Genomic DNA, 11864 nt, shown 5'->3' on the forward strand with positions numbered 1-11864 from the left:
ACAATAGACGACTACCAGTACTTATTTAATATTTTAGAATCATCTCGAATAGCTATTGTACTTGTGATTGTGTTTGGGCAACAAGGCGGAAATATGCTAAGCTAAAGCAGTTAATGCCTATCGTCAGGTTGGACATCAGAATACTCACACAGGTACTAGAGTGTTTTCGCCTTGAGGGTACAGGTTTGCCATTGCGTGTGCAGGCAAACCTATACTCAACGTATTGTACCACTTTTCTGAACCCGTTATCAGCTACTTTATCCCCTCCTAGGCCCCTTGTTCGGCACGGTATGTTGTACAGAAAAAGGAGATTAATGCTTTCCCTCTAGAGCAAAGGTGCAGAGGTAGCTTGCAGCACGTCTTTGCGCTTTTTCATACTGTGGCTGCTTAGCACCTAGGTGCTAAGCAGCCGCTCAACGCAACATAAAAATAATATAAGACTGCCGCTCGGCAGCGCGCTCACTTAGCCCCCAAGAAGCTTACCTCCTTCAGGCCAGGATGCTCAGCTCGTCGTTTCAGCCCGTATGAGCTTTTGTACAGCCATTAGGGGCATTCGCAGGGCGTAAGCCGGCTTTCATCGGACAAAAGTCCAGCAGAAAACGGCAAGATAGAAAGAAGTTTTATATAAAAATACGTAGATAATTTTTTCTTCTACCCGTATATCTTTACGCCTGATCCCACCTGTATCATTTAGTTGTACCATACTTTTTTACTCTATTTTCCACTTCTTCTCTCCTATTTCATGGTTGTATTCGCTACGCGTTTCTACCGGCTGCCTGCCTGGCCGTCGGTACCACGCTTATCCCGTACGCTCGGTGCTGGATTTTTATTACTGTTCGGGCCAACCAGCATTTTGAGTGCCCAGGCACAACTGCTCGTGAGCGGTACCACACCGCCACCAAACGCTGTGTCGGCCGCCCGCACGACCAACGTAGCGGCTACCTTCAACCAGGTCCTAAGCAATTCCGCGGCTACGCAAGGCGCGTTAAACGTATTTAGCCAGCAAGCCGGTGGTCGGAAGGCCGGCACCGTCACGGTAAACGGCAGTACTCTGACCTTCGACCCCACGACCGATTTCAAGGGGGGCGAAACGGTTTTTGGCACCATCACGACGGCCGCACAGGGCAGCAGCGGTACGCTGGCTGCGCCCAAGGTGTTTCAGTTTACGGCGGCCACCAACCCCAGCACCGGCACCTTTGGCGCGGCCCAAATACTGACGACCAAAGAAGGCACCCAAAACGTGGTGACCGGCGACGTAAACGGGGATGGTTTCCTCGATTTGCTTACGTCCAACTCAGCGAGTGCTACTAGTAGCTCCATCTCCGTCCGCCTCAACAATGGGCAAGGCAGCTTTGGCGCCAGCATTCAAGAAATAACGGGCGGCGTTTCCCTCTCCGACTTTGCACTAGCGGATCTGGATTCGGACGGCGACCTCGATCTGGTCGCTATCAGCTACGACCCTGGTATCATCAGCGTCCGATTTAACAATGGCCGCGGCATTTTTTCGGGGACTATTGATATCCGGTCGGATGTTTACCTAAGAAGATTGGCAGTAGGTGACTTAGACGGGGATGGCAACCAAGATCTGGTCATCGCTAACAATTTTGGTAACCTCTTCTTCCTGCTGAATACGGGAAACGGCACCACGTTTACCGGCGGCTCCACGGCCCGCTTCAACGGCTTGCTAGCTGAAATTAAGCTAGGCGACATTGATAACGATGGCGACTTGGACTTGGCAGTCTCGGGTAGCCTAGAGGCGGAGAAAGTAGGCCTGCTCCGCAACAACGGCAACGGTACCTTCGCCACGACAGTTGACTATCTGTTAGCGAACAGCACATCCCCTGGAGCCCCTCCAACCATTGACTTTGGCGATGTGGATAAAGATGGAGACCTCGACCTGGCTACACGAGCTGGTTTGTTTCGTAATAACGGCAACGGCACCTTCAGCGATCCCCAACCCAGAACGGCTGGTGTTAAGTTTGGCGATGTCGACGGCGACGGCGACCTGGACTTGCTGCTACCTCTTAGCACAACGGCCGTGAGCGTGCGCCTCAACAACGGCAGCGGCACCTTCACCGATAAGCAGGCGGTACCCGTGAGTGGCACTGTCAACCTCGCCCTGGCCGACGTAGACGGCAATAACACGCTGGACCTTCTGACGGTTGGTAACACGTCTGCCAGTGTTGCGCTGAACCAGCCAGCCGTGGCCAATACCGCCCCGACGCTGACGATTGTATCGCCGAGCATCAGCCCCGTGGGCAGCACCGTCGTGCTGACTGGCACTAACTTTACGGGTACTACCCGCGTCACCTTCAACGGCGTGGAGACCACCTTCGTGGTCAATTCTACCAGCCAGATTACGGCGACCGTTCCCGCCGGCGCAACCAGCGGCCCGGTTGCCGTGACGACCGCTACTGGCAGCAGCAACACGATCAGCTTCACCGTGGGCGCTCGTCCGGCGGTTGTGAGCACTGCACCGGCCGCGAATACGCTCACGGCGCCGCGCACCACCTCCGTGGCTATCACGTTCGACCAACCATTAATCAGCGGCTCGGGCATTGAGCAAGCCCTGAGCGTGTTCAGCCAACAGGCGGGCGGCAAGAAACCCGGCACCCGCACGGTGAGCGGTAATACCCTCACCTTCACGCCCACGGCGGGCTTTAAGGCGGGGGAAACGGTGTTTTCCACCATTGCCACCCCGGCTAGCCTGGCACGCGTGTTCCAATTCACGGCGGCAACGGCCCCGAGCACTGGCACCTTCTCCGGCGGCTCGCAAGTAATGGTTGGCAATGATCCCAACCGTACAGCCACCGGGGACATTGACGGCGACGGCGACCTCGACCTGATTGTCTCAACGTACAATTTCTCTGGGAATACCGTCAGCGTGCGCCTGAATAATGGCAATGGTACCTTCTCCGGCGGCCAGGAACTCAGTGGGGCAAGTGCCGTGGTGCTCGCCGACATCGACGGGGACGCGGACCTCGATTTGCTGGCAGCGAGCGGTATCGCAGGCTCGATTGTGAACGTGTATCAGAACGATGGCAGCGGCTCTTTCAACTTGCTGCAGCCCGTGACGGTATTCGATGGACTCACCGATATCGCTGTGGGTGACGTGGATGCGGATGGCGACCTAGATTTGATTACGACAGCGTATGGAATACGTCCTGGCAGCGTGAGTATCCGCCTGAACAATGGCAGCGGCATCTTTGGTGGGGGACAGAACATTACCTCGGAAGTGGAGCGTACGAATCGCGTAGCATTGGGCGATGTCGACGGCGACGGCGACCTGGATCTGGTCACGTCTAACCTCTATGGCAATTCCGTAACGATCTACGATAACAACGGCAGTGGCACCTTCAACGCCGGCCGCGTGGTAAGCTTCGGCAGCGGCGACATGTATGTCGGCACCGTGGCACTCGGGGACCTCGACAAGGACGGCGACTTGGACATTGTCAGCACAAAAGGCAATACCACCTTAGTGAACATTGGCCTGAATAACGGCAATGGCACCTTCGCTACCCGGCAACTCCCGGCGCCTGCTCGTCTAGGTAGCGTTGCGCTAGGGGATGTGGATGGCGACGGCGACCTGGATTTCACAACGAGCACCGATGCAGGGACCCTCGTCTGGTTGAACAATGGCGCCGCTTCCTTCACCACGACGCAAACGGTAGCTACGGTTCGCAGTGCTATTTTGAGCGACATAGACGGCGACGGTGACCTCGACTTGCTGGGACCCGATGGCCCAGCGGGTGCCAACACGTTCGGTATTCGCTTGAACCAGAATGCTGCTTCCGCCTTGCGTACGCCTGAGAACCCGGCCAATGCGGTAGCGGGTCTGAACTACCAGTACTATGAAGGCTACTGGAATACCTTGCCCGCTTTCAGCTCGCTCACTCCGACGCGCACAGGCACCGTGCCCACCCCGACGCTGTCGGAGGCGCTGCGGGATAACGGCTACGCCTTCCAGTACACGGGCTACGTGACCGTGCCCACCGATGGCCAGTACACCTTCTATACCAGCTCCGACGACGGCTCGCGTCTGTACATCGGCTCGACCTTGGTAGTAGACAACGACGGCTTGCACGGGGACCAGGAACGCACGGGCACCATCGGCCTGAAAGCCGGCACCCACGCGCTGACCGTAGCGTTCTTCGAGAATGACGGTGGGCAGACCCTCAACGTGAGTTACGCCGGACCTAGCTTAGGCAAGCAACTCATCCCCGCTTCCGCCTACAAGCGGGTATCGACGACGGCCAACCAGGCGCCGGTGGCCAACGCGGGGGCCAGCAAGACCATCACCCTACCCACGAACACCACGACGCTGGCCGGCAGCGGCACCGATGCCGATGGCACGATTGCCAGCTATCAGTGGACGCAAGTAAGTGGCCCCAACACGGCGACGTTCAGCAACGCAACTGTCGCGCAACCCACCGTGAGCAACCTGGTAGCAGGCACCTATGTGTTCAGCCTGGTGGTGACCGACAACCTCGGTCTGGCGAGCGCCGCCGCACAAACGACCGTGACGGTGAATGCCGCTAGCGACCTACGTACCCCGGAAAACCCCACGAACACCGTCGCCGGCTTAGACTACAAGTACTACGAAGGCTTCTGGGATGCCGTGCCGGACTACAGCACGCTCACGCCGCTGAAAACAGGCACCACCACCGCCTTCGAGCTGACCGCCCAACAGCGCGACTACGCCTTCTCCTTCCAGTTCACGGGCTACGTGACCGTGCCTACGGACGGCGTCTATACCTTCTACACCAACTCCGATGATGGCTCGCTCTTGTACATCGGCAATACGCTGGTGGTCAACAACGACGGCTCGCACGGGGACCGAGAGCTCAGCGGTACCATCGGCCTGAAAGCTGGTACCCACGCTTTCACGGTTTCGTATCTGCAAGGCTATGGCGGCCAGAACTTGCAAGTGAGCTACGCTGGACCTAGCCTCGGCAAGCAGCTCCTTCCCACTGCCGCGCTGAAGCGGGTTTCCGGAACAGCCAACAATTTGCGCGTACCGGAGAACCCCGCTAACGCCGTAGCGGGCCTCGACTACCAGTACTACGAAGGCTATTGGAACGCGCTGCCCACCTTCAGCGCGCTTACGCCGGCGAAAACTGGCACCGTCGCCAGCCCGGTGCTCACGCCCGCCTTGCGCGATGATGGCTACGCCTTCCAGTACACGGGCTATGTGACGGTCCCCACCGATGGCCAGTATACCTTCTACACCACCTCCGACGACGGCTCCAAGCTCTACATCGGCTCGCAGCTGGTGGTGGACAATGATGGCCTGCACGGGGACGTGGAACAGTCGGGCACCATCGGCCTGCAAGCCGGTACGCACGCCGTGACCATTGCCTTCTTCGAGAACGACGGTGGCCAGAACCTGCAAGTGAGCTACGCCGGACCTAGCTTGGGCAAGCAGCTCATCCCTGCTTCCGCCTACAAGCGTGCCGCGAGCCAACCGGCGAACAATCTGCGCGTACCGGAGAACCCCACGGGTACGGTGGCCGGCCTCGACTACCAGTACTATGAAGGCTTCTGGGACGTGCTGCCCAATTTCGCCAGCCTGACCCCTGTCAAGAGTGGCTCTAATTCAGTAATCGACCTAGAAGCTCGTCAGCGCGACTATGGCTATGCCTTCCAGTATACGGGTTACGTGACGGTGCCAGCCGACGGCCAATACACGTTCTACACCACGTCTGATGACGGCTCTAAGCTCTCCATCGGTTCGACCTTGGTGGTGGACAACGACGGTTCGCACGATACGCGCGAGCAATCCGGTACCATCGGGCTGCAAGCCGGCTCGCACGCTTTCACCGTGACCTACTTCCAAAACGGCGGCGGGCAGATATTCTCGGCTAGCTACCAAGGGCCAGGTCTCGCTAAGCAAGTCATCCCAACTTCGGCGCTGCGGCGCGTGCCTGTGGCAGCCAAATCAAGGGCAACCACCACGAGTGCTACGCAGCAAGTTTCGGCGCGGGCCGGGCGCAACCTGCTGGAAGTGTACCCTAACCCGCTGACGGAAACGGGCACGGTGCACTTGCACACGCAGCAGGGTGGCAAAGCCCAAGTATACCTGTACAACGAACTCGGAAAGCTGGTCTCGACGCTCTATGACGCCGAGGTGGTAAGTGGCGGGGAATACTATCTGCCGCTGCCAACCGAGAAGCTCGCCAGTGGCGTGTACCTCTGCCGCCTAGTCAGCAATGGCAAAATGGAAACCTTGCGGGTGACTGTTATCCGATAAGCCTCGATCCTTTACGTACCACATGCAAAACGGTGGCCGACTTCGGCCACCGTTTTTGTTTGCTACCGGCGACCTAGGGACCTTAGGGGCTGCTCTTGCCAAAGGGCAGACTAACTGCGTCATACCCTGTTGCAGGGAATGGTGGCTTTTCTTCATTCGCAGGGTTTCCTTTCTGATCAGCTAGTTGCATCCGCTTGACTGCTTGGAATCACGTTTGTTGATCTAGCAGGGTTGGTAGGCCTAATGGGTAAATTCGCTCTTTTGAAAAATAGGACCCATAACGTTCTGTGAAGGAGGGTTTGCAGAACGTTATAAACACAACTGTAGTTCTGGTAGCGTTTGCCGAGCTCGCTTAGCAGGCTCTTACAAGCCAATTTATGCATTGTGAAAGGCCGTTTGTAGTACGTACCTCCCCCTATTCGACTAAGCTGACTAGCTCCCGATTAGATCATGGCACGACTTTATCTGGTTTTGGATATTCTATACTAGAATCAGATTATCCTACGTGTGATGATGGGGCGTTATCCGGCCGCACATATTCTGCGGGCTTGGTTCCGTAGCTTACTGCTTATCCTTGTCGCCAGTGCCAGTGCCCTCGGGCAAGTTCCGCTTCCCCAGTGGGATCGAACCCTGGGGGGATCGAATGAGGACTACTTGGTTCGGGTGCTTCCTACGCCCGACGGGGGGTATATTGCCGGCGGCAGCACCTGGTCAGGCGCATCGGGGGACAAAAGCCAACCTAGTCAAGGGAACCGGGACTACTGGGTGATCAAGCTCAACGCGCAAGGCCAGCCCCAATGGGACCGGACCTATGGCGGAGACCAATTCGATGATTTACATGACTTGCAAGTAACGCGTGACGGGGGCTACCTACTCGCGGGTACGTCCACATCCGGAACCTCCGGCGACAAAACGCACCCTAGCCAAGGAGGAGCTGATTACTGGATCGTCAAACTCAATGCGGCCGGGGAGAAGCAGTGGGATCGCACCATTGGGGGGCCAGGCGGTGATGACTTGAATTGCCTGCGCCAGCTACCGGATGGCAGCTACCTACTCGCGGGTACTTCTGCTTCTGCAGTGGGCGGTAATAAAACCCAGCCAAACCGTGGGGACGCAGACTACTGGGTGGTCAAGCTCGATGAGCAGGGGCAGCAACAGTGGGATAGAACCTATGGCAGTGTGAAAGGAGATCTTCTCGTTTCAGCGGGACTGACCCTGACCCGTGACGGAGGCTGTTTGATTGGCGGTTTTTCCGCCCAAGGCGCCTCCGCTGACAAGCGCCAGCCGGGCTGGGGCCGCGATGATTATTGGGTGCTCAAGTTGGATGCAAACGGAAACAAGCAGTGGGACGGTACGTTTGGCGGAGAGCAGGATGACCGCTTAGTAGGGGTGCACCAAACGCCGGATGGCGGCTACTTGCTCAGTGGCTTTTCTGCTTCCGGAAGGGAAGGAACGAAAACCCAACCCCGTTATGATCCCATCACGCCGGGGGCTTCGATCGGGTATGACTACTGGGTAGTGAAGCTGAATGCGGCCGGGGGAGTGGAGTGGGATCGTACCATCGGCACGCCGCAGTCCGATGAGTTAAGGGCAGCGGAGCTGACAGCCGATGGGGGTATTATCTTGGGTGGATCGACCTTCGCGGGGATCGCGGGCGACAAGACCACGCGCAATAACGGACTGGCAGACTACTGGATCGTGAAGCTGAGTGCGCTTGGAGTTAAGGAATGGGATCTAGATGTAGGCAGTCATGAGAGGGACGGGCTGGCCAGTATACAGCCAACACCCGAGGGGGGCTACATTGTGGGGGGCGATTCCTGGGGGGCACCCTCCGGAGATCGCACACAACCAGGGCGAGGCTTAACGGACTTCTGGTTAGTTAAGGTAGGAGCGCCCCTTGTGCAGATCACGGGAGATACGCGCTTGTGCAACGGGGGCCAGCTCCCACTCACGGCCGTCTCGGTGCCTACGGGCGCTACCTACCAGTGGGATACCGGCGCCACTTCCGCAACGATCACCGTGACGCAAGCAGGTACCTACCACGTTACGGCTACCTTTGCCAATGGAGCGCGCAGCACGACGTCCCACCAAGTAAGCGTTCTGACGCCAGCGATGCGGATCCAGGGGGACTCGCTTCTCTGTCCTGGATCGGCCCTACGCCTCACAGCGGTTGGTACGGCGGCGACAGTCTACCGCTGGAGTACAGGGGAGACAACACCTAGTATTCTGGTTAACGCCCCGGGGCGTTATCGCGTGACAGCGCAGTATGGCGCGGGGTGTTCCCTTACGCAAGAAGTAGTAGTGCGCAATCCCACATTGCAGCTACAGGGTTCGCCCTGGCTGTGTGGCAACGACACACAGCTTGAAGCCGTAGCCCCGGGCGCTATCACTTACCGTTGGAGTACCGGGGCCACCACGGCCACACTCGCTGCCACGCAGGCCGGTACGTACTCCGTGGTGGCCACTTTTGCGAATGGGTGCACACGAACGGCCGCTGTGCAAGTGCGTGCTCCGGTTGTGACCATTCAAGGGGATTCGGTCCTGTGTGGCGGACAGCCGCTGCTCCTCACAGCGCAGAGCAACCTCGCCGCTACCTACCGCTGGAACACGGGGGCCACAGGTGCAACCATTCGCGTTCAGCAACCGGGAACGTATACGTTGACAGCCTTCTACGCTACAGGCTGTCAACGTTCGACCACATGGCGGGTGGTAACAGCTCCTGTACTGCCTGCTTTTCGAGCCGGGACCGATACAACCGTGTGTGAGGGAACCACGCTCCAGCTTCGCGCGCCTTTGCTACAAGCGCCGGTGAGCTACCGCTGGTCGGATGGTTCCACCGAGCCCACGTTACGGGTACAGCAAGCCGGTACCTACAGCGTGGTCGTACAGACGCCCTGTGAACAGCGAACATTCATGCAGCACGTGCAGTACAAAAGCTGTTTGTTGCTGCCCAATATTGTGACGGCGAATGGGGATGGGCTCAATGATACGTTCGCGCCCAAGGGGCTGTTGGGCACGGGGTGGGAGTTGACAGTGTACAATCGCTGGGGGCGGCAGGTCTACACGAGCAAGGCCTACACGAATGAGTGGGGAAGCGAAGCGGCCGGTGGCGTATACTATTACCTGTTGTCCCAACCGGCGAGCGGAGTCCACTATCGGGGGTTCGTCGAAGTGGTTCGTTGAAGAGTCCTTGTCGGTAGCTCATCAAGACCGCCAGCCATTCTAGACCTATTTGGCTTGAAACGGCTGCTTGCCTGTACAGCCATCTGAAAGTAAAAGCCTGTGTAAAACTCAAGTATTGGCATTACTTATAAATTGTATCATATTAAGCTTTGTCTTAGAAGCAACATTATGTCAATCGACTTTTCCCAGGATTTGGACGGAATGACAGAGTGCCAGAATATAGCTTTTGTCTAACTAGAAGACCTTTGTGAAAGGTACCCTTCTGTGTCCATCTAGCACTGTGCCTGGAAAGTAAGCAGGAAAGCAGGTGGTGAGAATTTCCATCTGCTTGCTCAGTCTTGGCTTGAAAAGTGGCAAGCCATTCGTTACTTTCATGGCCATCAGGTACTTAGAGAAAAAAAGACGTGAGCATTATATCAACGCACGAAGTGGGACGCGTATCCTGGTTGTGGAGCTTGGCGATTATGCTCCTGTCGCTATTACCGCACCAAATAGCGGCGCAGGCTACTGCGTCCTGGCAATGGGCCACGCGCGCTATCACTAGTACGACTTCCTCCGAGGATTATAGCGAGGGCGAACATATCCAGGTGGATGGCACAGGCAATATATTCAACTCAGGCGACTTTCAGGGGCGGATGACGGTCGGCGGGACAACGCTCGTCTCCTCGAAATCCTCGGACAGCTACCTGGCCAAATATACGCCAGTTGGTACGCTGACTTGGATACGGCATTTCAGTAGCACCGAAGCGGAAACCATTATCAAGGGGATGGCCGTCGATGCTAGCGGCAACAGCTACGTGGCCGGGTATTATTGGCCACCTGGCGTATTCTTCATTGATACTACTCTCACCTTAACGTATAAAGGCGGTGGCTTCCTAGTGAAATTCGACCCGCAGGGTACCGTGCTCTGGGTTCGTGGTGTGGAGAGTGGAATCCATGGCCTTGCCTGTTCGCCCACGGGTGAGGTGCTGGCCTTAGGCGACTTTGAGGGTACGCTGGTGCTGGGGAACACAACCCTAATTAGCCCGTCTAATGAGCCGAGTAGCTTTGTGGTGAAATATGATGCGCAGGGCACGGCCCTCTGGGCTCAGCAGTTTGAAGGGCGCTCTAACGATGAAGCGGTGCTAAGCCTGGATGCAGCCGGTAATGCCTATGTGGCCAGTCAGTTTCAGGGTACCGCCACCTTCGGCCCACTCACGCTCACAGGTAGTAACAGTAACAACGACGTGTTTGTGGCTCGCTATAGTACTGTAGGGGTACCGCAATGGGTGGTGCGTCAACCCAGTCCAGATCCGGCCAATGAGGAATTGGTCTGGAGTATGACCACCGATGCAGCAAGTAATGTCTACCTGACCAGTAGCACGGGACTCACCTACTCCGCTCCCCATCAGTGGTCTATCACCCAGTACACCCCGCAGGGGACCATCGGGTGGAGTTATCTCTCGAATGCCACGGAAAACGGCGGGATCATTGGCCTGACCACAGATGCAGCTAGCAATGTGTACCTGTCGGGCACGGTGGCGGGTACGCTCAGCCTGGGCGGGCTCACACTCACCTCTTCCAACACCACCGATCTTGACATCGCGCTGCTCTCTTTCTCGGCCCAAGGTACCCCGCGCTGGGCCGTGCAAGCAGGATCCATCACCGGATCGGAGTATGCCTTCCGTGTGGCATTAGATCTGACTAATAACGTCTATGTCACCGGTGCCCTGCAGGGGAATACTACTCTAGGCTCGCTTGCCCTACCCCAAAATAGCTCGTCTTATGAGCAGTTCGTGGCCAAAGCATCGATCAGTACGGTTACGGCCACTCAACAAGCTCGTAGGAGGGAAGTGTTGCAACTCTACCCGAATCCCGTAAGTGGTGGTATTATCCAAGTGCGTTGGGCGCATGTAGGAGCAGCCCCGGGTCAACTATTGGTGCAGGACGCGCTAGGCCGTTGCGTGCTACGGTATCCACTTGCAGCCGGGCAAATGGAAGCCTTCGTGCCGGTCCACTCTCTTGCGCCAGGGGTCTATACCCTACGGCTCCATTCGGTGGCGAGTACCACTACAGGACGGTTCATCAAAGAGTAACTGCCTTAATTAAACATAACGTTTACTTATACGACTGCCTTCTAAGTTGTTCTAGTTTGCCCTACTACTACTTGGATTGAGACTCGGGTACCCGTTGTCGTACGTACTCGGAAGAATGTTGCCGCAAGGTGGCATAGTAGGGTCGTAGTAGCGCTTGATCATACGCCGCTACAATGTCCATAGACGCAATAATCATATACTCATCGGCATGATGCGCTTGCAGAAACCCCTGCGCTAAAGCGACGGCCCGCTCCACTCGGATGTGCGCCAAGCTCAAGAGAGCGTATCGCTGGACGTGTACGTTGTGGTCTGCGTGGAGGAGGTTCACCAACCATTCTTCGGCTCCCGCAAAGGGG

General features: G+C 57.1%; 4 protein-coding genes. 3 read left to right on the forward strand and 1 reads right to left on the reverse strand.

What is annotated here, in order from left to right; genetic code table 11:
- Positions 1 to 742: 742 nt before the first annotated feature.
- The 3 genes from BXP70_RS25845 to BXP70_RS25855 all read left to right on the forward strand — a co-directional run bounded on the left by BXP70_RS25845 (position 743) and on the right by BXP70_RS25855 (position 11508).
- Positions 743 to 6250, forward strand: coding sequence for an FG-GAP-like repeat-containing protein (locus BXP70_RS25845; RefSeq protein WP_086597023.1), 5508 nt, complete (start codon positions 743 to 745; stop codon positions 6248 to 6250).
- Between the two features lie 510 nt (positions 6251 to 6760).
- Positions 6761 to 9433 carry a T9SS type B sorting domain-containing protein gene (locus BXP70_RS25850; RefSeq protein WP_086597024.1) on the forward strand — a complete coding sequence of 891 codons (2673 nt, stop codon included), beginning with the start codon at positions 6761 to 6763 and terminating at the stop codon, positions 9431 to 9433.
- A gap of 464 nt (positions 9434 to 9897) precedes the next feature.
- Entirely contained in the window at positions 9898 to 11508 is a 1611-nt protein-coding gene (locus BXP70_RS25855) for an SBBP repeat-containing protein (protein ID WP_086597025.1), read from the forward strand.
- A gap of 67 nt (positions 11509 to 11575) precedes the next feature.
- Here BXP70_RS25855 and BXP70_RS25860 read toward each other — a convergent pair.
- Positions 11576 to 11864 (reverse strand): hypothetical protein (locus tag BXP70_RS25860; RefSeq protein WP_218779870.1); only part of this gene is annotated, 289 nt, incomplete at its 5' end.

It is taken from the genome of Hymenobacter crusticola (assembly GCF_002154225.1).
GTDB lineage: Bacteria > Bacteroidota > Bacteroidia > Cytophagales > Hymenobacteraceae > Hymenobacter > Hymenobacter crusticola.

Coding starts and splice junctions, on each gene's coding strand:
- BXP70_RS25845 (WP_086597023.1), top strand. CDS start 743: ATGGTTGTATTCGCTACGCGTTTCTACCGGCTGCCTGCCTGGCCGTCG.
- BXP70_RS25850 (WP_086597024.1), top strand. CDS start 6,761: ATGATGGGGCGTTATCCGGCCGCACATATTCTGCGGGCTTGGTTCCGT.
- BXP70_RS25855 (WP_086597025.1), top strand. CDS start 9,898: ATGCTCCTGTCGCTATTACCGCACCAAATAGCGGCGCAGGCTACTGCG.